This window comes from Bacillus sp. HU-1818, from assembly GCF_022695965.1.
GTDB classification, from domain to species: domain Bacteria; phylum Bacillota; class Bacilli; order Bacillales; family Bacillaceae; genus Bacillus; species Bacillus atrophaeus.
Window position 1 is genome coordinate 47,267 of record NZ_JAAPBE010000005.1, and the last position, 26,000, is coordinate 73,266.

A 26,000-nucleotide genomic window follows, 5' to 3' on the forward strand; every position below is an offset into this window, starting at 1 on the left:
ATTGAAGATAAAAAAGGAAGGATTGAAGCATGTAAATATGGAGGCTGACTTATCTTTTTTTTTACCAGCGTGAACCGGAGTGTTTTATTTTAAGATGAATAGCGGAGCCTTTAAAGGCGTCCGCTATTCAGATGATCATTCATGGCGTGTCATTTCATTTAACGAATAAAAACGAAAGCAACCCCAAATCCTTTATCAGCATCAAACTCTTGGATCACTTTCATGACCTGCCAGCGCTGATTTGGAGAATCGGATTTTGTTGCGATCCCGTTATGAGCGTGAATAAAATCTCCTGCTTTCACCGTCTCATCGCATCTGACATATACCTGGCCGATGAGTCCGACAATGTTCCACTCGTCTCTCTCATCTCTTGAAGCATAGTCTTCTTCAGGTCGATAGTCAGGATTTTCTTTGGGAGCCATGACCATTTGGCCGTTTGCATCTTTCTGTTCTTCATAAACGTAGCCGCCAAACTCATTCTTTACGTATCGTCCCGACCAATGGAAACTCGACTCACCAAGAATCACTCCGGCAGTCTCGGAAATTACTCCAAGCATGAGATCACCTTTTTCAGCCGGTCTGATCTTATCACCTTCAAGTGTGACCAGTGTTCCTGTCGGAATCTTCTCCCCGCTCAGGCTCTCAAAATACTCGGCATAGTCAGAGAATGTCGCGGAACCTGTTATCTTTCCTGTGGCCTTAATTGATCCTTCTTTTGCATGAAGCTCAATTTTTCTGTTTGCTGATGACGGAGTGCTGCCTGCACCCCAGCCAAGTGCTACAGAATCTGAATTCGGGTTAATTGTATTGTACGAAGAAAGCACTGAAGATTGAGCCGCTCCGGTTGCTCTTCCCCGAACAGAACCAGCCACAAAATTATTGTTGCCTGTAGCGTGAGATTCACGGGAGCCAATGACTCCGCTTCCTTTATGTTTGAATAAGAAATAAGGAGTGACTGCTCCTCCAATGTGAAAGTCAGTTTCATAACCTGAAAAATCACAATTGGATACATTAAGGTCTGGATCTGAGGAATAAATTCCAACTGTACCGCTATTATTTTTTGGAGATCTCTGCCCCCAAACATTACTAACAACAGACTCGTACATTCCGCTGCCAAATGCAACTCCATTTTTTCCGGAGTCAATCAAGGTGACACCATCTACCATTACTTTACCTACTGAGTTATCCCCGCCGACAATATATAAATCATTGTCTGCAGTCTTAAATCCGCGAATGGTTATATTCTTCAAGCTCATTAAGCGTCCTTTATAAAATACACTGACTACAGAATTACCCTTATAATCAATTGAACTATCATCACAAATAGCATGGAAATTCATAACACTCACACCATCATATCCGGAGATTTGCAACGCGTTTGGTCCCGCCCCTTTGTAAAGGTCATTTGGTTTAGGGTTATATGCGATACAATTCGCGAGCTGCACATCATGGGCTGTCGCTGACTGAGGATCGCTTGCTGTGTGGTGACCGATATGGCGAATGCTATATCCAATTGCATTTTCGTATGCGCGACAGTTAACAAGCTGGACTCTCTTCGCTGCCGGTGCATAACCATGTGCTTTAATCTCAAAACCTCGGACTCCTCCAATTGAGATACAACTATCAATCATTACGTCTTGAGAGCCGTCATCAATTTCAAAACAGTTCGTGTTAGAAGTTCCGTCATTTAACCCCATAGGATGGTAAGAGAGGCAATGACTGAAAGTAGTGTGTTTACCAAAATGACAAGTAAAGTTATCATCGCCGGACCCTGTTGCTTCACAATGTGAAAATGTTACAAAGTTACAGCCATTGGGCTGATAATAAGTTGGGTCGTCCATTTCACCATGTCTATTATAGTTCGGGCTTGTCGAATCAAAGCCGTGAAGGCCGCCATTCTTGGCAAACACATGCTCGACAAAAGAATAGTCAACATTCGCAAAAAGCAAACAGCTTGAAGTGGGGCCTTTCGGAATCTTCCAGCCGGCAGGGCGCGTATCCTTGTTCCAGTCCAGTGTGAGGTGGCCGACGTAAATATTTTCATTACCGTTCGTGTAATCACTGTTGGTAAGAACAGAATGCCCGACCGGTGTTTTGTCTAATAATTTAATGACCGTTCTTTTCTTGCCTGCTCCGATAAGCATTGTATTTGAAGGAACAAATAATCCCGATGTTCTGAAAACACCGGCGGGAACTGTTACTACATAGCCTCCGTCAGCCATAGCATCATGAAATGCTTGCGTATCATCTGTTACTCCGTCTCCTTTAGCCCCAAAATCCATAACGTTGCGCTCTGTAACATGTTCAAATCTGTTTTCATACGTTTTAAGCCTTTCGTTTAAGTTTTCATAAGTTGACGTACCATTGCTAAGAGCGGCACCGATTTTGCTGTCAATCGCTTCAAAGTTTTGAGCAAGGCTTTCAACTTCAACGCCCTCAGCTTTATCGGGCTTGTAAAGTCCTAAGAAAGTAGTATAGTTTGTCATTGTCCTGCCTCCTATTTTTTTAATTGTTATTTAAAACACGAACACCATAGAAGTCATTCGCTTCTACATGTACAGGTGGCAAAGGTACGACAAATTCATACATCTTTTTAAAACATAAAAAAAAAGCGCTGGATAAACAAGCGCTCTTTCCACTCTGCATATAGACTTCTGCAGCATTATTTAACCGTTCAGTATTCTCTCCACACGCTCCCGCACCTGCGGAACACTCAGCCCGACAATGACCTGAAGCGCTTTGCCGTTTCTTACGACGCCGTGGGCGCCCAATGCCCGGAATACGTTGTCCGGCTCGACCTTTGATTCGTCCTTTACGCTGACCCTGAGACGTGTGGCGCAGTTGGTGACATCTGTAATATTATCTTTTCCGCCTAAAGCTTCAATGTATAAAAACGCCTCATCATCCGCTGTTTCTTTTGCAGAGGCTGTTTCCTGCTGTGTGTTCTTTCTTTCTCTGTATTCCTTTTTTGAATATAGCTTTGTTTCCTGCTGATCGTCCTTTTCCCTTCCTGGTGTGGCGATATTGAATTTCAGGATAAGGAATCTGAAAGTGAAAAAGTAAATGGCTGTAAAAGCGAGCCCGATCAGGATTTGATTTACATAGGTCATTCCGTGGCTGCTGAAAAGCGGAATCCAATTCAGGGTGACCACTTCTATTAAGCCGCCCCCCATATTTCCGACGAGCCCGGCCATAAACATCACCGTAGACATTGTGGCTGCCAATAACGCATGAACTGCAAACAATAACGGCGAAATAAATAAAAAGGTGAATTCAATCGGCTCTGTAATGCCGGCGATGATGGCCGTCAGCGTGACGGGAATCAGCAGGCCTGCGACAATTTTTTTCTTTTCTTTTGAAGCAGTCACATAGAAGGCCAGAGCGATTCCCGGGATGCCGAAGATTTTTGAATTGCCGTGAAGCGCAAATCCCCCCTGAGGGAATAACTCTTTCAACGGTTTGGCGCTTTCTGAATATGGGCCGAGATGCTGCGCCCAATAGGTGACAATTCCGCCTTCTGCGACAGCAGGTCCGTAAATAAATGGAGAGTAAATGAAATGATGAAGGCCTGTCGGAATTAAAATGCGTTCTAAAAAGGTATATACCCAAACCCCGAATGCTCCTGATGCGACGAGAAATCCTTGCAAAGAAGCGATGCCGTTCTGCACCATCGGCCATATATAAGCAACGGCCAAAGCGACTGGTATCATGATAAAAAATGAGATCATGACGATGTATGTTGAGCCTTGGAATATGCCGAGAAAATCCGGCAGCTTCTTATCAAAATAACGATTGTGCAAATAGACCACAATGGAGGAAATTAAAATCGCTCCGATAATATTCGTATCAAGCGTTTTAATGCCCGCAATCATGGTTAATCCGCTTGTGCCGCCGACCTCTTGATCCATATCAACACCAAATGCGCCGCCCCACACGGTAAGGATCGCATTAATAAAATAATTGAACGTCAAGTATACAGTAAGCGCTTCCAAACATGCGCGCGCCTGAGCCTTCTTCGCCAATGCAACCGGGATGCCGATCGCAAATAATAGAGGCATTTGATTAAACACGGTCCAGCCGCCCTGCTCAATGACATACCAGCATTGATACCAAAACCCTTTAGGATCGGCGAGCGATCCCATCAGGGCTTCATTTTTAAACACTGTGCTAAGGCCGACAATAATACCGGCAAACGCAAATAATAAAACAGGTACAAACATGGCGCTTCCAAAGCGCTGCACTTTTTGCATCATACCATGACCCCCCTGTTAATCAATGTTGTTTTTCTCATCCTCTTTATAATCAACATATGCCCGGAACAATGCTTCTCCAACGAGAAAAAATGGCGCAAACGCGACAATCTCCGTTTTATCGCTTAAAGTCACGGGCTTGCTTGTCGCATACAGATTGTATGGCGTTGTCTGGGCGAGCACGTTATTTTTCAAATTTGTAATGGAAATAAAGGGAATCCCTTTTGCAGAAAGGATTCGGGCCTGCGGAATTAATTCCGGCGTTTCTCCGGAGAGTGAAATAATAATAAATAAGTCATTACCTTTGAAATCATCCAGCATCGTATCAAACTCTATTTTGTCTTGTATCAAAATCAAATACCGGCGGCGGGACACAAACATTCTCTGCAGCTCTCGGGCGCACGTTGTTTGCGCCGTCCCCGATCCATAGACAAAGATTCGTTCAGCTTCATCAATCAGCCGGCACATTTCCGTCATATCCTTCGTCTTTAAAAACTTCAGGTTGGCTTCTATATCATCAAGCAGCTTTTCAAAGCTCAGGCTTTCCCCTTCTTCAGTCTGATCCTCCCATTTCAAGTACACACGGAATTCGCTATAGCCGCTGAAGCCGAGCTTTTGGGAGAGGCGCAAGATCGAAGAACGCGACACACTGCACTCTTTCGCCAGATCATTTATTCCTAGAAGATAGCATGTGTGCTTGTGATTCAAGATATATTTTAAAATATAAAAATCGTTATCATTTAATTTATTGTAATGCTGATTGATCAATTCTTCCAAGCTCATATGATCCCCCCATTTTCTTTCTATTATATACAATAATAGACCAAGAAAATGGGGGAACTTATTAAGAAATGCGGCTCGGGCTTTGGTCAAGCTCAGGCCAGTACTCCTTGTTGGCCTCCATTAAATCCTCTAAAATCAATCTCGCCACGCGGGCGTTCGGCACTGTTTTTGAGAGGATCAGCGCCTGCCACAGCTTTTGGAATGATTTCTCTTCCCAAGCTTCCACCGTTAATTTTTCAACAGACACCTGCTGCTCCATCAGCCCTTTTTGGAACTGCGGGATTTTGCCGACTGTGACAGGTTCAGGGCCGTTCGAACCAACGATACATGGCACTTCGACCATCGCAGAAGGGTCAAAGTTAACGATCGCGCCGTTGTTTTCTACAATCAGCAGCATTCTTTCGCCCGTATTGTAAGCGATAGCTCGGGCCAGATCGACGATATAAGAAGCGTGATCATCAATCGTAATGTCACTGTTTTTAGAAGACTGCTCACGTGTAATCATGTCACATTGGCTGAAAATAAATGCCTCTCGTCCTTCCATGACTTCATTTGCCCTCGTATGATTTGGATTTGATTTTTTGACCATATCATCCGGGAACAAATAATACTGCAAATACGTATTCGGTAAAGTGTCCGGATCAGCTGCCTGCACATCGCGCGCTTTTCCGAATGTATCATTCCAGCTTGCTTCCACCTGTTCGGTTTCCGTCTTTGGTATATATCCGTATTCACGAACATGCTCTTTCAGTTTCGGCATTAAATCGTTGCCCTCTTGATCCTCTATGGATGTCCACCATCCAAAGTGATTCAAGCCGTAATAACGGATCTTCATCTCTTTTCTTGAGGACAGGCCGAGTATTTGTGCCATGCGGTCTTCAATTCCGACCGGCATGTCGCATATATTTAAGATTTTTGAATTCGGTCTGAGGCGGCGCGTCGCTTCGGCCACGATTGCTGCAGGGTTTGAATAGTTCAGCATCCACGCATCCGGTGAATAGGTTTCCATATAATCCAGAATCTCGAGCACACCGCCGATCGAACGCATCCCGTACGCAATTCCGCCCGGCCCGCATGTCTCCTGCCCGACGACTCCGTACTTTAACGGAATTTGTTCATCAAGCGCGCGCATCGCATATTTGCCGACTCTGATATGCGCCATCACAAAATCCACATCTGTAAAAGCCTCTTTTGGATCAGTCGTCGCTGTAAATTCAATATCCGGCGCTTTTTCCTTTATGAACACGTCACAAGCACCCGCGATTCGTTCCTGCCTTGCTTTGTCATTATCATATAGCTTCAGCTTTTTGATTGGAAACTCCTGCAAATGATCCAAGAGCATTAAGACAACACCCGGGGTAAACGTGCTGCCCCCGCCTGCGATCACAATCGAGAATGATTTTTTCTTCATATGACGACCTCCTTGATAACGTTTACATTATATTTATATCATGGGACGATCCTCTCCGTAACGCGTTTGGTGCAGTTAGGTCATTTGATCAGTTTTAGTTTATTTTCTCAGCAGGCGGGAAAATTCCCGGTTGTTTTATTGAAAGTGTTCACAGATTGATCTATTCACCTCCAAGTAAGCTTAAAGTCTCTTTTTCCTTAAAATAAAAGTGGATATACACCCTTTTATCCTTTATGAAAAGGTTCTTTTGTATGATTCGAATATATGCCTAATTATTTATAATCATTTATATAAAACCATCCATTTGTGCGTTAAATTAGGAAAGGCGGGGGGGCAAAAGTTGGACTCAAATAAAGTAATCGAGCTGGCAAACAAATATAGTGAAGCGGCAGAAGAGGTCAGAAACTCAAAACAGCTCCTGAATTCACGTTTATTTGCATTGGGCGGCGCTTGGCAAGGAAAAGCAAGAGAAACGTTCGACCAAAAGTTTGAGGAGACAAAATCTGATTACGACCAATTTGAACAGGATTTAATTGAAACAAGCAATGAACTCAAGGCAGCCGCTGTGAAAATAGAAGAACGAAAAGCAGAGATTGCCAGAATGGAAGAACTCGAAAGAAAAGCAAGAGAAATAAAGAAATAGAATTAGGGGGTACCCGCCATGTCAGGAAAAATTGCAGTCGATCCCGATAAGCTAGAACATTTGGCAAATGATTTTGTCACAGAATTAAAGGATATGGAAAACAAATATAAAGACTTACACCTCGAACTGGCACAGCTGATCTTACAATGCGATCCGCAATACAGCAGCTGTTTTTCCGGTGTCGGCGATGCATGGGGCTCGGGAAGCGCGCTCGTCAGCAAACTAAGTGATCATGAGATCTTTATCAGAAAAACCAGTGATCAATTTGTTGAGAAAGATGATATGTTAAGAAAGCTTTATAACGTATATGACAAATATGGCATGATGGCAAGCTTATCAGCCCTCATGATTACTCAGGGAAAATATTATGGATTAGGGCTGACGACATTTGTAAAGCAAAGCAGCGGCTTGCATACAGCCCAGCACTCGAAGCTATTATTAGATATTTCCAGAACTGTCGATAGCTCTCGTTATCAAAAAGCGGCCAGAGTCCTTCTCAATCCGAAATATCTATATAAAAAGACAAACAAGCCCTTTGCAGATTTAGTCCACAAAAAATTCACGAAGTTCTTTCCGCAGGATGCGGTGAATTTCTCAAACAGTGTAAGGAGTTATACAAAGGGATTAGCAGACGAAGCCGGGGTCCGCTCAACACTAAAAGATGTCGGGAAAACATGCCTTAAATTTGCGAAAGGAAATATGATAACGGCAGGCATCATAACAGGGGCAACCGAAACAGTCGGAGCGGGCTTAAAAATCGCCGATAATTATGCAAGATACGAAAACAACCCTGAAGTATTGAAGCGGGAAAATGCGAAAGCCGTCGGAAAAGCTGTAAATGATACGGTATTTATTACGGGCGGGTCAACTGTCGGAGCGGTAGTCGGCGGTGCAATTGGCAGCTTAGCGGGCCCTGCAGGCACAGTTGTGCTTGGCGCAGCCGGCTCATTTGTAGGAGGAGTAGCCGGAGAAAAAATCGCCACATTCACGGCAGGTTTTGCCGAAAAAGCAGCGGTAAAACTGAAAGACCCCATTCACAAAGTAATTGATACAGGGAGAAAAGGCTGGGAAACAGCCGGAAAAGCCGTGAAGTTGGTGAATGATGGTATAGAGACGGCCAACCAAACGATTCATAAAGGAATAGACAGCGCGAAAAAAGGCGTGGACAAGGCGAAGGACACAGCAGGATCACTGTTAATCGGCGCAAGCCATTTCCTCAGAGGCAAACTTTCATTTGGATAGGAGAATGATAATGAACCAGCTTAGGATCAGTATTGAAGAACTCATTTTTTGTTTTTATAGCGAGGGGTTTTTTGAACAAGGCATGGCAATGAAACAAAACTACTTTCCTGACATGGAAGATGAGCAGCTCGGATTTTTATTTGAAGCGGCCTGCCGTTCGCTTTTAGCTAAAGAGGTCGCGGAGTACCGCAATCATCAATATCGGCTGAAGGAAGAATATCGCCCGTTTATTCATGTATTAAATGATGCTGACTATACGATGAAAATGTCAAAATTTGATGAGAACGGCAATGAGCTGAACTTTTCCTGTCATGTATCAAAATCAGGGATCTATTCTCATGAAGTAATACATGAGCAGCAAGTACATAGAATCATGACAATCGCTTCCAAAGAAGAATTATATGCAAAAGCATCCGAGTTTTTACATATAATAGAATCAGAAGAACAGAGCGGTCCAGTCCTGACACTTACATCAGAGGAATTTGAACAGCTCCTTGAGGGCGTTTCCGAGAACCAATCACGTATGATGGAATTCCTTGATATGCATGGTAACCGAGAAGGCGTATCTCAGTTTGTGCAGGATCTGTCTTTGCGCAAAGGAAAAATGGATACCATGATGCGTCTCCTGTACGATAAAGACAACACGCCGGAAGTGGCAAAAATGGCATTTGTTATTCCAGGCAACCGCTTTACATGGCTTGTAACCGGCATCACTCAAAATGAATTCTCGATCGTGCCTGCTCATAAAAATGATGTCAAAGAAATCATTTTTGAAAAGAACATCAACCTGAATTCTTAAAAGGAGAAGATCATTGAGAAATAGTGAAATCATTGAAGTCAGAAGCAGAATGTTCTTTAGAATCTGGGCATTTGCCGCCTCTGGCGGTATGGGCTTGGCTTGTTTATGGCTCTTTTATATGGGAATTACCTTTCAGACGAAATACTATTTGATAGCAATACCTGCCGGATTGTTATTCAGTTTGTTTTGTTTGTATCTATTTATCATCTTGTTTCCGGCATTTACAAAGCGGGGAAATGTGATTTTTCGATTGAAAACAGGAGAAGATGGTGAAATATTTACTGATAAACACACCGTAGAGTTCAAAGACATTAAGAAGATTGAAATGAATCGACATAAGAACAGTGTAAAGGGGATTTTTTTAGAAGATATCATGATTCAAACAGTTGAAAATAAGATGATTCAAATTCCTACTTGGAACATCATTCCTAACCCTTTGTTTTTCGAAGCCGTTGAGCGATACATACTGCCCCATATGAACAGTGAAGCGCAAACCAATTGGATCAGCCAGTTTACTGAAGTCCAGAGAAATGTGTATTTAAAAGAATTTGAAAATAACCCGAAACTGTGATTTCTTCTCGCCTCTCGTCATTACTGCCTGTTACTATATAATAAGAAATAACGATCACTGGTAACTAGGAGTGCTGCTATGCTTTTGTCGATTCTTTTGTTTCTCGCAGCCGGGGCAGCGGAGATTGGCGGCGGGTATTTGATTTGGCTGTGGCTTAGGGAGACAAAACCCGTGGGGTATGGGATTGCCGGGGCGCTGATTCTCATTGTCTACGGCGTTCTTCCGACGTTTCAGACGTTCCCTTCATTTGGCCGTGTATATGCCGCTTACGGAGGCGTATTTATCGTGCTGTCCGTGCTGTGGGGCTGGCTTATTGATCGAAAAACGCCTGATCTGTATGACTGGGCGGGGGCATTGATTTGTCTCTTCGGAGTTGGCATCATGCTTTTTGCTCCGAGAGGATAGTTTTTTACAAAAACCGGTCTGCAAATATAAGCAGCACCGGTTTTTGCCGTCTGAAAATTAATGTTCTTTTAAATTGGTTAACAAAACCTCGTGTTCCTTCTGCGGCTCATCCAGCGGAAAGATTCTCGCCAGCCCGTGGTCTTCGTCTACATGCTGAATATAGATGGGAACTCCATTATATGTGACATTCGCCATTTCGGCGGACGCAGCAATTTCTTTTGCTCGCTGTGTGTTCAATGTTCCAGCCTCCTTTTTTAATATAAAGGTAACGTTTCCTTGAACACATGAAAATATTCTATGGCGACACCTTGAATTTCTTAAGCCGTTTATAAAATGTGCTGCGCGGAATGCCTGTCATCTCAGCGGCTTTTGATACGTTTCCATTTGTAGATTCCAAAGCGCTGATGATAATGTTTTTTTGGATATGTTCACGGAGTGTGAGTGAAGCGGCGCTGTCCTTCTCTGCCTGCTCGTGATTTGTCGGGAGTCCTGCCGCTTGAAGCAATGATGGGAGCGAGCGGCTTTTCAGTCGGCCGTCCGGAAAGATGATCGAAAGACGTTCAAATACATTAAACAGCTCGCGAATATTTCCGGGCCACTCCATCACTTTCAAGGTTTCCAGAAATTCTTGGGGAAGCTCTGCATTCCACTTGTTTTTTTCTTTAAAGCAAGCAAAGAGGGCGGGAATATCTTCGGGTCGCTCTCGTAAAGGAGGAAGCCGAATCGGAAACACGTGAAGACGGTAAAACAAATCCTCTCGCAGTTTCCCGCTTTCGACAAGCTCACGCAAGTCACAGTGTGTGGCAGTTACAACTCTGATATCAATCGGGATTTCTTTTGTTCCTCCGATCGGTGTAATCTTGCGTTCCTGAAGCACCCGTAAAAGCGCTACCTGCATCGAGTGGGAAATCTCTCCGATTTCATCTAGAAATAAGGTGCCATGATTCGCTTTTTGGAAGGCTCCTTTGTAGCCATTTCGTTTTGCTCCCGTAAATGCGCCTTCTGCATAGCCGAACAGCTCGCTTGCGATTAAATCCGACGGGATCGCTCCGCAATTCACGGCTACAAACGGGCCATGCTTACGGCCGCTGTTTTCATGGAGCGCGCGGGCCGCTACTTCCTTCCCCGTGCCGGTTTCGCCCGACAGACAAACTGTCGCATCAGCCGAAGCCGCTCGTTCGAGGATTTTGAGCATCACTTGCGATTGCCTGCTTTGTCCGAGGACTCCATTAAATCGAAAGGCTGGCTTTTTCTTTTGTTCCGATAAATAAAAACAAGTGCCGCTGTTCCCCATGGTGACCGCTTTTTCGATCGTAAAACCCCTTTCCTTCAACTCATAAAGATGCCGGCCTTGCCAATCCGGTATTGACGTTCGTATCGGTAGGCTTGCGCCGATGATGTGCTGTTTGGCATTGCAAAGCACTATCGGCACACGGGACGCTGCCCTATCAGCAAAGCGGCTGAGCAGTTCAAGCTCTTTCTCCCTGCTTTTGGCTGCCAATTCTCTTTCTGCGGCATAGGCAATCGCCGCGGCAATGCCTAGCATATTTGGGTATGCGTGCGCTGCCGGGCAAGAGATATCAATCACCCCCGCAAGACTGCCGTCCTCATAATGAATCGGAGCTGCTGAGCAATTCCAGCGATGGGAGGCGACAGAATAATGCTCTGACCCTTGAATGACAACCGGCTCGCTAATGTGAAGCGCCGTGCCGATTGCATTGGTGCCAACCGCCGTTTCCGTCCAGCACGCGCCTTCGACAAAGTTAATGCGTTTGGCTTCATGCAGCGCGCGGCGATGGCCGTCAAGCGCCAGCACCACGCCGTCCGCATCAATTAATAGCGCCATCATTTCCATTTCTTTTATTGCGGGCAGCAGTTTTTCCAGGTAAGGCATTGCGGTCGAAAAAAAGAATGAATGTTTGTTTGACTGCTGATCCAGTTCCGTTTGCTGCAAAACCTTCGGGCCTTTTTCTAAATAGGGGTTAACCTCAGCCTTTCTGCAGCGATGCCAAGACTCGGCTATCCTTTTTCTTATTCGGGATTCGTCCAGCACGCCGTCCTTCACAAAACGTTTCCAGGTTTGCAAATCGTTCGGGATCGAATTCATTCCTTGATCGTTCCTCCCTTACACGCCGTTTTCATCTATTGTAGGGGAAAAATAAAGCGCTTTCAACAAAAAAAGCCGGCGGATTCGCCAGCTTTTTTATTATGCATGCACCGCAAGCCCAATTGTGCTTAACAACGCTTCGTGCAGCGTTTCCGAGAGTGTCGGATGGGCCGCGATAAAATGCTCTGCCATATCCGCCGTCATTTCTCCGTTCATGATGGCAGCCGCCTGGCCGATGAGCTCGGTCACATCCGGTCCGATCATTGAGACTCCGACGATTTCACCGAACTCCGGCTCCGCCACGATCTTGACCTTTCCTTCTGCTTGGTGTTTGATGAGCGCCTTCCCGTTTGCGGAAAAAGGAAATTCACCAATCTGTACATCTCCGTAAACGTTTCTCGCCTGTTTTTCCGTCAATCCGATACAAGCAATTTCCGGGGATGTATAAATACATCGGGGCACATTTTTTTCGTTCATTTTGACGTCCCGTCCTGAAGCGTGTGAAGCAGCGATGATCCCTTCATGGAAAGCGGCATGAGCCAGCTGAATGCCACCGATCGCGTCTCCGCATGCGTAAATATGAGGCACATTGGTCTGCATCTGCTCATTTACGGGAATACCTTTTTGGGAAAAATCTATTCCCGCCTGTTCAAGCTGCAAACCATCCAGACGAGGTTTTCTGCCGACCGCCACAAGCACATAATCGGCCTTTGTCTTAAACTCACGCTGTCCGCTTTTCCATATCGCCGTTTTGGCTGCTTGATCAACACGCTCTAACCGGGAGGAGGTATGAACTTCAACTCCGTCTTCCTCGAGCTTTTCCAGAAAGAGACGGGCGATATCCTCATCCTCTGCCGGGATTAGCTGGCCGGCTGTTTCAATAATCGTCACCTTTGATCCAAGTCTCGCGAACAATCCGGCATACTCACAGCCGATCACACCGCCGCCGACAATCACAAGCGAAGCGGGAATTTCAGAGAGGTTGAGTGCGTCTTTGCTGTCAATCACCCATTCGCCGTCAAACGGGGCGAAGGGCAGCTCGATCGGCTCTGATCCGGTTGCGATCAATATTTGTTCCGCCTCTCTGATTTCTTTTCCGTTCTCCCCTTTGATCAAGAGCTTCTTGTCAGAAAGAAAGGAAGCCTCTCCCTTTACGACCTGTATTTGATTTTTCTTCATTAAGTACTGTACGCCTTGGACAAGCTGGCTGACAACCTGCTGTTTCCGGCTCTGCATCTTGTTCCAATCAACCGAGATTGCACCAGGCGGAAGTTCAATTCCGAAGCGCCCGGCATGTTTGATTTTATCGAGAATATTTGCGCTTTCTAACAAAGACTTCGTCGGAATGCAGCCTTCATTCAGGCAGGTTCCTCCAAGCGAGCCTTTGTCAATGAGCAGCACCTTTTTTCCCTGCTGTGCCGCTGAGACTGCAGCGGCATAGCCTGCTGGTCCCCCTCCGATAATGGCTAGTGTCATGTCGTTTTCACCTGCTTTTCCTATAAAATTAATGCTGCCGGTTCTTCCAAATATGTTTTAATCGCCTTCAGAAAGGCAGCGGCCGGAGCGCCGTCACAGACTCTGTGATCAAATGTCAGGCTGAGCGGCAGGATCGTGCTTCTGACAATTTCCTCCCCTAGATACACCGGCGTGTCATAGCTTGCTCCGATGCCGAGAATGCCTGTTTCCGGCGGATTTAATATCGGCGTGAAATGCTCCACTCCAAAAGCGCCAAGGTTTGTAATGGAGAAGGTTGAGCCTTGCAGTTCTTCGCTTCCCGCCCGTCCCTCGCGTGCTTTTTTGGCATTTTCCGAGATGGATTGAGCCAGTTCAATCAGCGATTTGTTTTCAGCATGGCGGATCACAGGCACAACCAACCCTTTTTCAAGAGCAACAGCCATTCCAAGATGAACATGAGGATGTGTGATAATGCGCTCATTTTTGTAGAAGCTGTTCAGCATAGGATGTGATTGGAGAGCGAGCACCGCAGCTCTTGAGACAAAATGAGTCATCGTTAATTTCATGCCGTGCCATTCCTCTGCTGTCGGCGAAAGCTGTTTTTGAAGCGCTGCCAGCTTAGTGATATCAGCCTTCATTGTAATCGTCAGCTGGGCGCTATTTGCCAAGCTTTCCTGCATTCTGGACGCGATCACTTTTCTCATGCCTGTAACCGGCGTTTCCTGCGCCTTTTGGTCGGAAACTGGCTTAGCCTGTTCTCTTTTTTGTTCAGAAAGCGCCTTTGTGACATCATCCTTCACGATTCGTCCGCCCGGTCCCGTGCCCTTCAGATTTTTCAGGTCTAACCCTGCTTTTTCCGCTATTTTTCTGGCGACTGGAGAGATTTTCAGTCTATCTTTTTTAGTGTTTGCGGGTTTGTTTTCATGTTTAGGAGGCTGGGGATCTGCTTGCCTGCTTGCTTCAGCTGCCGGCTCTTCCGTTTCTGCCTGCACCGATTCATCGGCATCTCCGATGTAGCAGATGGCCGTACCGGGCGGAACCTCTTCCCCTTCTTTCACCTTAATATCAATCAGCGTGCCCTTTTCTGGCGCTTCAATTTCCATTTCAATTTTTTCCGACTGAATGCTGGCGATGCTTTCTCCTTTTTCAACCGGATCTCCCACTTTTTTGTTCCAAATTGATACTTCTCCTTGTTTCATGGCCATTCCCAACTTTGGCATCACTACTTTTACCGCCATATGTGTCCCCCCTTTAATTCACTGCCGGCTCGCCAAGCAATTCAAGCGTGACGCTGACGATTTTATCTGGTGTCGGCAAATATTGATCTTCAAGCACTGGCGAAAACGGTACAGGTGTGTGCGGCGCTGTAATCCGCTTAATCGGCGCATCTAGCAGATCAAAGCCTTTGTCGGCCACAATCGCGGCAATATCTGTCGCTATGCTGCATCGCGGGTTGGCTTCGTCAACGATGATCAGCCGGTTTGTTTTTTCTAACGATGTGAAAATCGCGTGCTCATCCAGAGGAGACAGACTGCGGGGATCGATTACCTCGGCTTCGATGCCTTTTTCTGATAATTGTGCTGCCGCTTCGAGTGCGGTATTGACCTGCTTGCCGATCGCAAACAGCGTGATGTCGCTGCCCTCGCGTTTGATGTCCGCTTTTCCGAGCGGGATTGTATAATACTCTTCCGGTACTTCGCCTTTCATGTTGTAGGACGTTTTGTCCTCAAAAAAGAATACAGGATCGTTGTCTTCGATTGCCGCAAGCAGCAGACCTTTGGCGTCATACGGATTCGATGGAACAACCGTCTTCAGCCCCGGAATGCTTGTGAAAAGGCCGTACAGCGCCTGGGAGTGCTGTGCCGCAGCCCGGAAACCCGCTCCGTATGTGGTGCGGACGGTAATTGGCACTTGCGCTTTTCCGCCGAACATATAGCGGAATTTTGCCCCTTGGTTAATGACCTGGTCAAAGCACGTGCCGATGAAGTCGTTAAACATCAGCTCCGCAATCGGTCTCAGCCCTGTTGATGCCGCAGCCATAGCGGCACCCATATAGCCCGCTTCAGAAATAGGCGTATCCAGCACCCTGCTCCGTCCAAATTCCTGAACGAGCCCTTTGGTGACGCCTAATACGCCGCCCCATGCTTCATCGTCTTGCAAATGATCGACTGCCGCTCCTCCGGCTACATCCTCACCAATCAACAGCACATTTTCGTCCCTTCTCATCGCAAGTTTCATCGCCTCGTTGATCGCGTCTGACATGCTTATGACTCTTGCCATCTTACATTCCTCCTTTTTCATATGAGACATATACATCTGTCAGCAGCTCTGATTCTTTCGGATATGGGCTGTCTTGGCTGAAGGAGACTGCTTTTTCAATTGCTTCATTCACGCTTTGTTCAATGTCTGCCAGTTTTTTTGCATCCGTCTCGTTTAACAGATAGTTTTTAAAGCCTTGTACAGCGTCCTTTTCTTCAAGGTGCTCAGCTCTTTCATCCTTTGTTTTATAGGTTTGGGCATCTCCTTCGAAATGGCCGTAGTTTCGGTAGGTCATGCATTCAATCAAAGACGGGCCTCCGCCGTTTCTTGCTCGTTCAATTGCTTCCTCCGCTGCCTGGTAAACTGCTAAAATATCTTTTCCGTCCACGGTTACTCCCGGCATGTTATAGGCAGCTGCCCGATCAGCGATTGAATCACAGGCTGACGCGTACTCAAATGGCGTGGCTTCGCCGTAGCCATTGTTTTCAGCAATAAACACAACTGGAAGGTTCCATACAGCCGCTAAGTTGAGGCCTTCATGGAAGGTTCCTTGGTTATTTGCTCCGTCTCCGAAAAAGCAAACGCTTACATTTTTAGTCTGTTTATATTTAGCCGTGAGCGCTGACCCGCATGCGAGCGTAAACCCGCCCCCGACGATTCCATTTGCCCCCAACATGCCTTTATCGAGATCAGCAATGTGCATCGATCCGCCTTTGCCTTTACAAAGCCCGGTCGCTTTCCCGAAAATTTCAGCCATCATGCCGTTCAGATCACAGCCCTTGGCGATACAATGGCCATGCCCTCTGTGTGTGCTTGTAATGCTGTCGCCATCATCTAAGTGAGCGCACACGCCTACAGCTACCGCTTCTTCACCGGCATACAAATGGACGAATCCGGGAAGCACTCCCTCTGCGAACAGTTCATGCACTTTGTCCTCAAAGCCCCTGATTTCCAGCATCTTTTGGTACATCCACAGCGCTTTTTCCTCAGTTAATGACAAGCCTTCTCGTTTTAACAGTTCCATTGTGTGTGCCTCCTTCTATTTAGGGTTCACGATAATAAATGCAAGAAGTGTGCCAGCCTTTGGAGACCCGTAAAACCAGCCTTCTATATTCATACTAGGAGACAGTTTGAGACAAGTGTCTCATTTTGTCTCGATATGAAACCATGTGTCTCGTTTTATTCCAAATAAAAAAGACCGGGCAGATGCCCGGTCTTTTGACGTCGATCGACATATTTATTTCCTCGGAAATCTTTTCAACTTCCTAATACCTCTGCATCTTTTGTCTGAATGGCGGTTTCGGGAGCAAAATCAATTGAATATTTCACATAAACGAGGTGCCGTCCCCATCCTTCTGCATGCAATCTATCGTATCGTGCCGTTTGAGTATGTATACCCCTTTTCATTAAGCGTTTTTCTAACGGTTTCCGCCATTCGCTCCCAAATATCGTAATGGCAAGGAAGCCAAACACAATTTTTCATTTTTACACTCTTTTCCGGATATGTACATTTTATAGTTCTTGTTTTTCTTCAACCGCCCTGTTCAGTGCCTGAAGCATGTAGCCAATGCCTTTGTACGGTGCCAGCGGCCAGTTGATGTGCTGATGATCTCCGACGACCCTGTTAAGGACTTTACGATATTTTTTCCCGCCGAGCATGAAGAGCTCTTCTTTTTCGAGAAAACCCTTTTCACGAAATTGGCGGCTTAACTCCTCCGCTGTCATGATCTCTGGATGACCGCTCCCGAATGCCACATCGTAGTTGTTCGGGACGATGTCATCAGGACGCAGGAATCCGTGCTTCGCCGACAAAATGACCCACTCGTCAAAAAAAGCTTTCGCGTACCGCTCGCACGCCAGATGAAACGGGCTGAGATAAGCGTCCTCCGCCCTCGTCGGCCCCGCATCAGGATGAGCATCCCAAATTTTTTTCTTGCCGCAGGGGATGATGCATAGTCGTTTCATTTTTTTTTTCCCCTTGATAAGGTATTTCCTATCAATGTATCATTATTTTATTTTTCCTGCATGTCTAAATAAAAAAAGAGAGGTCTCTCCTTCTTCAGCAGTTTATTTACCGCCCGCTCCAGCAGCTGGACACTTCACGGTAGACGGAAGCCCTTGGCGAACGGAACATAGTCCGTATCTGCGCTTTCTGTAATTGGGAGCGCGTCTATATTAAAACCCCCATTTTCACTTTTTCGGTTCAAAATCGACCGTTTTTCGCCCCTTTTTCACCTCTTTTCTTCATTTAATATAAAGATCTCCGAAAAGAAAACGAAGAGAAATTCGAGAAAAGACAGCTAGGACAAGGGCTGCGCCTGAAAAAAACCCGGAAATCGGAATTATTTATTTTACCGAAATCCAGGTCTTATTAGGAGTTGTTTATTTTTACTGGGAGATGTTTATTTAGTTAGACATAGTTGAACAAAGAATTAGGATACTTTTACTGTTGCTCCACCCCATCAAGATACTTTCTCTCAAAGTCATCGAGCAATGCCCGCACTTCATCCGTTGACTTTGTGTTCATGCATTGATTTCTTAATTCACTTGCCCCGCGGAATCCACGGAGATAAATCTTGAAAAAGCGAGGAAGAGGCTTGTACGGTCGGGCTTCTAATTTTGAATATTTATCATGGAGATCCAGATGCAGCCTTAAGAGATCAAGCAATTCCTTACTGCTATGCTCTTTCGGCTCCTTTTCAAAGGCAAATGGATTTGTAAAAATACCGCGCCCAATCATAATCCCATCAACACCGTATTGTTGAGCGAGTTTCAAGCCAGTTTGGCGGTCAGGAACATCCCCATTGATCGTCAAAAGAGTATCTGGCGCCACCTCGTCACGGAGTTTCTTAATCTCCGGGATGAGTTCCCAATGCGCATCCACTTTGCTCATTTCAGCTCTTGTACGCAGATGAATAGAGAGATTAGCAATGTCCTGTTTCAATACGTGTGTCAGCCAATCGCGCCATTCGTCTACATCTGTGTAACCAAGCCTTGTCTTCACACTTACAGGCAATCCCCCTGCTTTTGCAGCTTGTATTAATTCTGCTGCAACTTCAGGACGACAAATAAGGCCGCTTCCCTTCCCATTGCCTGCCACATTAGGCACAGGACAGCCCATATTGATATCTAGACCCTTAAATCCTAGTTCCGCCATCCCAATACTCATTTGCCGGAAGTTTTCAGGTTTATCTCCCCATATATGAGCCACCATTGGCTGTTCGTCCTCCGTGAAAGTCAAACGGCCGCGCACACTATCCTTCCCATCCGGGTGGCAATAGCTCTCTGAGTTTGTGAACTCTGTAAAAAACACATCCGGCCTGCCTGCTTCACTTACTACATGGCGAAACACAACATCCGTCACATCTTCCATTGGTGCCAGTACAAAAAAAGGCCGTGGTAATTCACGCCAGAAATTATCTATCGTCATTCCATTCAAATCCTTTCATTATGGGATACCAACCCAAACCTTTATCCCAAAATTAAAAAGCTGACCATGCTGCTTTTACACTTATAGCATGCTTAAGCACTTCTTATCAAACGATAGTAAATTTTGAACATTTAAATCTTTACTAATAACATATAAAAAGTGACAAAGGAAACCGACTAGAAAAGCAGTTTGAGTCATAGGGTTAGGTACATTATTCAAGTTTCAGTGTATGTTCCTGCAAATTTTCTTACAATAGCTTGGATGGGCTGTGCATGAAAAAGACCCGGAAATCGGCAATGTTAATTCTGCCGAAATCCAGACCTGATTAGGAATCGTTTATTTTTACTGGATGATGTTTATTTTAGTTAGACGATTTCAATACAAGCTGCGCCACCGCTTCGACATGAGCTGTCTGCGGAAACATATCCACAGGCTGAATATATTCCACGCGATAGTCTTTCGACAGCGTCTGCAAATCTTTCGCTAATGTTGATGGGTTGCAGGATACGTATACAAAGCGTTTCGGTTTTACTTTTTTGATCGTGTCTAAGAATGTTCCGTCGCAGCCGGTTCTAGGCGGATCTACGATGACGACGTCCGGGCGGAAACCTTCTTTCGTCCATTTCGGGAGCCAGTGCTCGGCTGTTCCTGTCACATAAGCTGCGTTTGTCATGCCGTGTTTTTTGGCGTTTTTCTTCGCATCATCAATAGATTCCTTGATGACGTCCATGCCGCGGACTTCCTTCGCTCCGTCCGCCACCCACATGCCGATGGTGCCGACGCCGCAATAGGCGTCAACGACTTTTTCTTTCCCTGTCAATTGAGCTGCTTTTTTCACTTCGTCATACAGCTTGACGGTCTGCTCCGGGTTGAGCTGGAAGAAGGCGCGGGCGCTCAATTCAAATGAAACATCGCCCAGCACTTCTTGGATCACCGTGTTTCCGGCAAGCGCTTTTGTTTTGTCTCCGAAAATAACAGATGTTTTTGCTCCGTTCACATTCTGAATGATCGATTTGACTTCTGGCAGGCGCTTTTGGATGGCTTGGACGATTTCATCCTTATGGGGAAGCGTTTCTTTGGACGTAATCAGCACAACCTGTACTTCGCCTGTTTCAAAACCGACTCTTGTCACGATGGTGCGGACGTCGCCTTTTCGTTTCCGTTCATTATAAACAGACACATTGAAGTCCTCCAAAATCCGGCGGACGATGCCTGTTGTTTTGTTTGTGGCTGGATGCTGAACTTTACAGTCCTTGATCGGCACGATGTTATGGGAATCCATCCCGTATAAACCGGCGATGATGCTGCCGCTTTGTGAGCGTCCGATCTGGAATTGGCTTTTGTTGCGGTAATTCCACGGATTGTCCATTCCGATTGTTTCTTTAATATTCATGTCTTCAACTTTAAATTTCGTATGTCGCTCAAGAGACTGGATCACGATATCGCGTTTTTCCCGAAGCTGCTGTGTGTAGGCAAGGTGCTGAAGCTGGCAGCCGCCGCATTGCTCGTATACCGGACAAGGCGGTGTGACCCGATGCTCCGAAGGCTTGCGAATCTTTTTGACCCGTCCCTCCGAAAACTTAGGCTGAACGTTCGTCGCTTGGACCACAACCTCTTCACCAGGCAGTGCGCCGGGGACAAAAACGACCTTTTTCTTAAAATAGCCGACGCCTTCCCCGTTAATGCCGAGTCGCTTAATGGTCAGAGGAAAGGTTTGTCCGACTTTCAGTTCGACGGGCGCCTTTTTGTTTTGTTGGTTCACGTTGTTCTCTCCGTTTCTATATAAAGCTTTCTGCAAGTTACAGAAAGTAATATTGTGTTCTATTACATCTCTTTAGTATAACACGCATAGCGGAAATCCTTCATGTTTTTCAAATGTTTTTCCAAATTTACTCAATAAATCAATAAGTTAACTGATACACCTTAAGTATACTATTTGATAAAAGAGGGATTCGATGAAGAAATTTCTAATTGCTGTCTGTGCATTGGGATTGATGTTCAGCGCGGCAGGCTGCGGAAACAGCAGCGAAAGCTCTGCTAAAGCAGAAACAAAAGAAGAAGACGAAAGCAAAAACTTAGATTTGCTGAAAAAGGGTTTTAACAGCATTACAAAAGAAGAATGGGAAAAAATCCACATTTCGAAAAAGGATTTCAACGGCGCTATTGAAAAAATGACAGAAGCCAATTCCAATGGAGAAAAAGTGATTAAAGAAGCGGATGTAAAAAAGAACAATACAGTCGTTGTCACCTTTAATAATTCAGACGGAAAATCCATGGAAAATGGTTTATTGGCGATTGTCTTTGATCAGTTTCTTCGCGCTTTATATACGCATTCATCTTACTACGACGGCAGCGAGCCGACAATTCGGTTTGTTGATCTTAAGAATCAGCTGGTTCAGGAAAGTGATAAGCCGATGGATACCGACAATGAAACAGATAATTCAAGCCAAGACAGCGGGCATAAAATTCTTTCCAAGCCCGGTGAAACATCCACCGAGGACAATGGAGAAATTGTTACATTAGACAAAATTGCTGATGTCCAGAAACAGACAGCAATGAAGCCCTTAACGATTACTGTCGATCAAGTTAAATTGCTGTCACGTACAAATATCAGCCCCTTCCAGCTGAAACTCTTTAAAAGAATGACAGATCAAAAAGTGTCTGAACCGCTTCGATACATTCAGATCACTTATAAAGCTGAGAATACCGGAGACACACAAATTGATTGGCAAGGTATCGAATCTGTAGAAACAGATAACGGACAAAAGCTGACAATTGCTGATAATAACATACTAAAAGACAATGATCATGTTTTCGCACCGCACACAGAAAACGAAGGTGTGATAGGAGCTGTATACAGTGGAAAAGCGGAAGATCTCCATCAATTAAAAATTACATTTTCCCCTGTTAAAAGTGCCGATTCAGGCCAGAACATCACAGTGAAGCTAGATTAATCTCCAGCTGCGGCTGCCAAAAAGGCAGCCGTTTTCATTCGATACTCCGCCACAAATACAACGACGCATAGCTTAAATACGGCTCCCACTCCTTGCTCATCGCTGACATGACATCTTTCGCCGGTTTATCATCGAGAGCAAAATGGCGTTTGATTGCGTTTTGGAGTCCGATATCAGCAAGCGGGAATAAATTAGGGCGCCCAAGCCCGAACATGAGCACGTTTTGCACGGTCCATGGGCCGATGCCTCTGATTTTGATCAGTTTTTTCATAATTTCTTCATCCGTCAATTGCGCCAGCTCTGATAAGTCGAGTATTCCTTCTGCGATCATTCTTGATGTATCAATTGCATATTCCGCTTTTCTCATACTGAACTGGAGATCGCGTAAGTCTTGGTAATCCAGCGCAGCAATCGTTTCAGGCTTCGGATAGCACCACACGCCGTCCTTCTGCTCGCCGAACGTATGGACAAACCGTTCGGTTAATGTGTAGGCGAAGGATAGATTAAGCTGCTGGTGGACGATGCACTTCATGATACAATTGTACACACTGTAATCCAGCACAAGCGGCGTGCCCGCATGCTCTTCAAAAATAGCGGATAGACTCGTTTTCGAGAAATGATCGAGTACGTGCCGAAGGTCATTCTCCCATTGGAAAATTCGCTTGATTTCCATCATTATGTCTTCCTGATCTGTTTCCCCGCTGACAAGAAACTCAGGTTCGTCTTCATGGCCTAAAGCTTGCACCTTCACAATACACACGTCTTTGGCCCGGTTCCTGATCGGCACACGAACTTCCCGCGCTTTGATATCAACCGCATTCAGCGGGTCTAACGACAATCTTGCCAACACGCGATCGAAATGGTACGGCGGTGTAACTGAAACCTTTTCCTTCCACATGTAATCAACCCTTTTTCCATTTTTTTGTTCAGTATAACACGTCCCGGGAACAGGGTTGAAAACACCGTATACTTTTCTCGAAAACACCGCATGATATAATGGCAATCGGAGGGTTGTTTATGATCAACATTACCGCAATCACAACACAGCATCAGCTTCTGAAAAATATACCGATCGAACGGGTTAAGCAGCCGGATATTGCATGGTATTGGGTTGATTTTTTCGGGCCTGAGGAAACAGAAACCGCACTATTGAGGGATTTTTTTCATTTTCATCCCCTGGCGATTGAGGATTGCTTCCAGCATATGCAGCGGCCGAAGCTTGATCATTATGACGGCTATCGCTTTTATGTGCTGCATGCGTTGAATCAGGATACGCTGGAAACAGAAGAGGTTGATATCTTTCAAGGGGAAAACTATGTTGTTACCTTTCATTTGCATGAATCACAGGGAATTGCCAAAGTAAGAGAGCGTGTTTATGCTTCACCGGACATTTTAAAGAAAGGCCCCGGGCATATTTCATACATGGTGATAGACCAGCTTGTGGATGAATATTTCCCTGTGCTTTATAAAATTGAAGACCGGCTGAATGAGATTGAAGACAGCCGCAGCCATAAGACATACGGCACGCTGATGAGCGAGGTGTTTGACCTGAGGACAGATCTTCTGCACCTCAGACGGACCATTATTCCGATGCGTGACTTGCTGTATCGGATTTTAAGCCTTGATCATGTAAAAGACCAGCGCGAAACAAAAGCATATTTCAGCGACATTTACGATCACTTGTTGAAGCTGTCGGAGCTTGTCGAGTCGAACCGCGACATGACATCTGATTTAAGAGACAGCTATGTGACGATGAATTCAAACCGGATGAACGCCATCATGATGACATTAACCATCGTGTCGACGATTTTTATCCCACTCACGTTTATTGCCGGCGTTTACGGCATGAACTTTGACAATATGCCGGAACTTCACTGGAAATACGGATATTTTGGCGTGCTTGGTGTAATGGGAGCCGTAGTTGTCGGAATGATGATTTGGTTTATACATAAAGGATGGTTCAAAATATTTAAGTAAAGAACGGCTTTAGGCTGTTCTTTTTTTATTCGCATCCTTATAATGGTAATTAAAAAACCTCTGGAGAGGATGACACGTATGGTTTCCTATAGAGGGGTCATTGCCCTCTGTCTGATGATATTCGGATTGCTCACTTCCATCCCCCTTTACAATGGCACAACTCTTGGCGATCTTGTTTTTCAGCTGGCCGGCCTTTCAGATTGGCCGAAAAAAGGCTCGCATATTAGCGCGGTTTGCGGCCTGGTTTTGTTTTTGACCGGTTGGGTTTGGAGTTCGTTTCATTTTGTGAAAAAGCTTCCCGCGGCGGGCTTTACATTGTTATTACTCAGTTTTACAGCCGCTGCCGCTGTGCAGCCCTTATCTGAACATATTGTTTTTTTCATTAAAAGGCCGGCTGAGGGCAGCAGCGCTGTCGAATACATTCAGCCGCGCAGCTATTGCCACAATAGAATAGAACAAAAGAAAGTGCATATTACATGTACTCTCCGCATCAATCACTACGGAAAACAGGATACCGAAGTAGCGATTCAGCCTTATTTTGATAAAGAAATGATAAAACCCCAGGATGTCAAAATAAAAGCAAAAACCTTTACCCTCAGTCCCCGATCTAAAACGAATCTAAACATCCGATTTACCGGGATTTCAAAAAAAGATATACAGATGGAAGGCGATTCTGCTGACATGAAGTTGACCGTTACGAACCATACAGAATGAGCAGAGTCATGCTCAGGCAATTTTTATGCTGTCACTTCCCATTAAATATATAATGTGAAAAAACCTATAGTGGAGTGATACAAATGAAAATTGCAATCATCGGTCTCGGCAACATGGGCCGCCCTATCGCCGAAAATGTCATACAAGCGGGCTATGAATTGATTGTGTACAACAGAACGAAACAAAAAGCGGAAGAACTGATATCAAAAGGAGCGCACACAGCGGATACGCCGCGCAAAGCAGCGGAGACAGCAGACATCGTGCTGACAATGCTTACTGATGACGAGGCTGTCAGCGCCGTAACCTTCGGAGTCGACGGGATTTTAGAAGGCTTGTCAGAAAAAGCAATTCACATATCTATGAGTACGATCAGTGCCGAATGTTCCCAACAACTGTCGTCAGCTCATAGAGAGAAGGGCCAGTTCTTTCTCGCGGCGCCTGTACTCGGCCGCCCCGATGCCGCAGAGAAAGCCGCACTTCGCATCATCGTTGCCGGTCCTGCGGAAGCAAAGAAAAAAGCGAAGCCTCTTCTTGAAAGCTTAGGCCAGCAATTGTTTGACGTCGGCGAAGAAAGCCGCACAGCCAATGTCGCCAAAATCGGGAACAACTTTTTGCTTGTTTCCATGCTGGAGGCCTTATCTGAGGCTTTTGTCATGGTGGAAAAGTACGGATTGGAGCAAAAACAATTTTTAAAAATCACAAACGCGCTTTTTGGCTCTCCGGTATATCAGAATTATGGGACCATTATGGCCGAGCAGACATTTGATCCCGCAGGCTTTACACTCAAATTAGGATTAAAAGATACAAACCTTGCGCTCGCCGCGGCCGAACAGGTTTCCGCCAAGCTCCCGACAGCCGAACTTGCAAAAACTCATTTTGAAAGCGGGATAGACAAAGGCTGGGGAGAGTTGGACTGGGCCGCTCTCATCAAAAGCGTTGAACTCTTGTCAAAACAAAAATAACGCGCTATCAACAAAAACCTCTCCCTATAATGTGCGGG

Annotated in this window: 23 protein-coding genes and 1 pseudogene; 9 read left to right on the forward strand and 15 right to left on the reverse strand. The window is 45.5% G+C overall.

The window, feature by feature from the left end; genetic code table 11:
• Positions 1-158: 158 nt before the first annotated feature.
• The 4 genes from GXP75_RS17480 to glvA form a co-directional block, all read right to left on the reverse strand.
• Positions 159-2,486 carry a peptidase G2 autoproteolytic cleavage domain-containing protein gene (locus tag GXP75_RS17480; protein ID WP_214917018.1) on the reverse strand — a complete coding sequence of 776 codons (2,328 nt, stop codon included), beginning with the start codon at positions 2,484-2,486 and terminating at the stop codon, positions 159-161.
• A gap of 180 nt (positions 2,487-2,666) precedes the next feature.
• Positions 2,667-4,253 carry an alpha-glucoside-specific PTS transporter subunit IIBC gene (locus GXP75_RS17485; protein ID WP_242557416.1) on the reverse strand — a complete coding sequence of 529 codons (1,587 nt, stop codon included), beginning with the start codon at positions 4,251-4,253 and terminating at the stop codon, positions 2,667-2,669.
• Between the two features lie 15 nt (positions 4,254-4,268).
• Positions 4,269-5,033, reverse strand: a complete 765-nt coding sequence (locus GXP75_RS17490; RefSeq protein WP_242557417.1) for a MurR/RpiR family transcriptional regulator — start codon at positions 5,031-5,033, stop codon at positions 4,269-4,271.
• 61 nt (positions 5,034-5,094) lie between these two features.
• Positions 5,095-6,444 (reverse strand): 6-phospho-alpha-glucosidase, encoded by a 1,350-nt coding sequence (gene glvA, locus GXP75_RS17495; RefSeq protein ID WP_242557418.1) that lies wholly within the window; start codon positions 6,442-6,444, stop codon positions 5,095-5,097.
• Positions 6,445-6,784: 340 nt separating this feature from the next.
• On the opposite strand from glvA, the gene GXP75_RS17500 reads away from it, so the two are divergent.
• The 5 genes from GXP75_RS17500 (at position 6,785) to GXP75_RS17520 (ending at position 10,104) form a co-directional block, all read left to right on the forward strand.
• Positions 6,785-7,087, forward strand: a complete 303-nt coding sequence (locus GXP75_RS17500; RefSeq protein WP_106045848.1) for a WXG100 family type VII secretion target — start codon at positions 6,785-6,787, stop codon at positions 7,085-7,087.
• A gap of 18 nt (positions 7,088-7,105) precedes the next feature.
• Positions 7,106-8,329 (forward strand): hypothetical protein, encoded by a 1,224-nt coding sequence (locus GXP75_RS17505; RefSeq protein ID WP_242557419.1) that lies wholly within the window; start codon positions 7,106-7,108, stop codon positions 8,327-8,329.
• A gap of 10 nt (positions 8,330-8,339) precedes the next feature.
• The gene (locus GXP75_RS17510; protein ID WP_242557420.1) at positions 8,340-9,128 is read left to right on the forward strand and encodes a hypothetical protein; all 789 of its coding nucleotides are present in this window, start codon (positions 8,340-8,342) and stop codon (positions 9,126-9,128) included.
• 13 nt (positions 9,129-9,141) lie between these two features.
• Positions 9,142-9,699 carry a YfjD family protein gene (locus tag GXP75_RS17515; protein WP_242557421.1) on the forward strand — a complete coding sequence of 186 codons (558 nt, stop codon included), beginning with the start codon at positions 9,142-9,144 and terminating at the stop codon, positions 9,697-9,699.
• Positions 9,700-9,777: 78 nt separating this feature from the next.
• The gene (locus tag GXP75_RS17520) at positions 9,778-10,104 is read left to right on the forward strand and encodes a YnfA family protein (protein WP_242557422.1); all 327 of its coding nucleotides are present in this window, start codon (positions 9,778-9,780) and stop codon (positions 10,102-10,104) included.
• Positions 10,105-10,161: 57 nt separating this feature from the next.
• On the opposite strand, the gene GXP75_RS17525 is transcribed toward GXP75_RS17520, so the two are convergent.
• The 10 genes and pseudogenes from GXP75_RS17525 to rlmD form a co-directional block, all read right to left on the reverse strand.
• Positions 10,162-10,341 carry a small acid-soluble spore protein H gene (locus GXP75_RS17525; RefSeq protein ID WP_242557423.1) on the reverse strand — a complete coding sequence of 60 codons (180 nt, stop codon included), beginning with the start codon at positions 10,339-10,341 and terminating at the stop codon, positions 10,162-10,164.
• 58 nt (positions 10,342-10,399) lie between these two features.
• Complete coding sequence (gene acoR, locus GXP75_RS17530; RefSeq protein ID WP_242557424.1) at positions 10,400-12,211, reverse strand: acetoin dehydrogenase operon transcriptional activator AcoR; 1,812 nt, start codon at positions 12,209-12,211, stop codon at positions 10,400-10,402.
• A gap of 99 nt (positions 12,212-12,310) precedes the next feature.
• The gene (gene lpdA / locus GXP75_RS17535) at positions 12,311-13,687 is read right to left on the reverse strand and encodes a dihydrolipoyl dehydrogenase (protein ID WP_242557425.1); all 1,377 of its coding nucleotides are present in this window, start codon (positions 13,685-13,687) and stop codon (positions 12,311-12,313) included.
• 20 nt (positions 13,688-13,707) lie between these two features.
• Positions 13,708-14,904 (reverse strand): dihydrolipoamide acetyltransferase family protein, encoded by a 1,197-nt coding sequence (locus GXP75_RS17540; protein WP_242557426.1) that lies wholly within the window; start codon positions 14,902-14,904, stop codon positions 13,708-13,710.
• 13 nt (positions 14,905-14,917) lie between these two features.
• Positions 14,918-15,946 (reverse strand): acetoin:2,6-dichlorophenolindophenol oxidoreductase subunit beta, encoded by a 1,029-nt coding sequence (acoB, locus tag GXP75_RS17545; protein WP_242557427.1) that lies wholly within the window; start codon positions 15,944-15,946, stop codon positions 14,918-14,920.
• 1 nt (position 15,947) lies between these two features.
• The gene (gene acoA / locus GXP75_RS17550; RefSeq protein WP_242557428.1) at positions 15,948-16,949 is read right to left on the reverse strand and encodes an acetoin:2,6-dichlorophenolindophenol oxidoreductase subunit alpha; all 1,002 of its coding nucleotides are present in this window, start codon (positions 16,947-16,949) and stop codon (positions 15,948-15,950) included.
• 233 nt (positions 16,950-17,182) lie between these two features.
• Positions 17,183-17,363: pseudogene (locus tag GXP75_RS17555) on the reverse strand (hypothetical protein); the annotation flags it as partial.
• A gap of 74 nt (positions 17,364-17,437) precedes the next feature.
• Positions 17,438-17,890 (reverse strand): DUF6884 domain-containing protein, encoded by a 453-nt coding sequence (locus GXP75_RS17560; protein WP_214916989.1) that lies wholly within the window; start codon positions 17,888-17,890, stop codon positions 17,438-17,440.
• A 478-nt stretch (positions 17,891-18,368) separates the two neighbouring features.
• A complete protein-coding gene (locus tag GXP75_RS17565) occupies positions 18,369-19,355 on the reverse strand; it encodes a tRNA dihydrouridine synthase (protein WP_242557429.1) in 987 nt (328 codons plus the stop codon).
• A gap of 361 nt (positions 19,356-19,716) precedes the next feature.
• Positions 19,717-21,117, reverse strand: coding sequence for a 23S rRNA (uracil(1939)-C(5))-methyltransferase RlmD (rlmD, locus tag GXP75_RS17570; RefSeq protein WP_242557430.1), 1,401 nt, complete (start codon positions 21,115-21,117; stop codon positions 19,717-19,719).
• 193 nt (positions 21,118-21,310) lie between these two features.
• On the opposite strand from rlmD, the gene GXP75_RS17575 reads away from it, so the two are divergent.
• Positions 21,311-22,309: a hypothetical protein gene (locus tag GXP75_RS17575; protein WP_214916985.1), complete on the forward strand. Its 999-nt coding sequence runs from the start codon at positions 21,311-21,313 to the stop codon at positions 22,307-22,309.
• A 34-nt stretch (positions 22,310-22,343) separates the two neighbouring features.
• Here GXP75_RS17575 and GXP75_RS17580 read toward each other — a convergent pair whose 3' ends face one another.
• Complete coding sequence (locus GXP75_RS17580) at positions 22,344-23,207, reverse strand: DNA-3-methyladenine glycosylase family protein (RefSeq protein WP_214916983.1); 864 nt, start codon at positions 23,205-23,207, stop codon at positions 22,344-22,346.
• Between the two features lie 119 nt (positions 23,208-23,326).
• Between GXP75_RS17580 and corA the strand changes: the two genes are divergently transcribed.
• The 3 genes from corA to GXP75_RS17595 all read left to right on the forward strand — a co-directional run bounded on the left by corA (position 23,327) and on the right by GXP75_RS17595 (position 25,962).
• Positions 23,327-24,286, forward strand: a complete 960-nt coding sequence (corA, locus tag GXP75_RS17585) for a magnesium/cobalt transporter CorA (RefSeq protein WP_214916981.1) — start codon at positions 23,327-23,329, stop codon at positions 24,284-24,286.
• Between the two features lie 78 nt (positions 24,287-24,364).
• On the forward strand, positions 24,365-25,000 hold the full coding sequence (locus GXP75_RS17590; RefSeq protein ID WP_242557431.1) for a hypothetical protein: 636 nt from the start codon (positions 24,365-24,367) through the stop codon (positions 24,998-25,000).
• A gap of 83 nt (positions 25,001-25,083) precedes the next feature.
• Positions 25,084-25,962: an NAD(P)-dependent oxidoreductase gene (locus tag GXP75_RS17595; protein ID WP_242557432.1), complete on the forward strand. Its 879-nt coding sequence runs from the start codon at positions 25,084-25,086 to the stop codon at positions 25,960-25,962.
• Positions 25,963-26,000 lie beyond the last annotated feature (38 nt).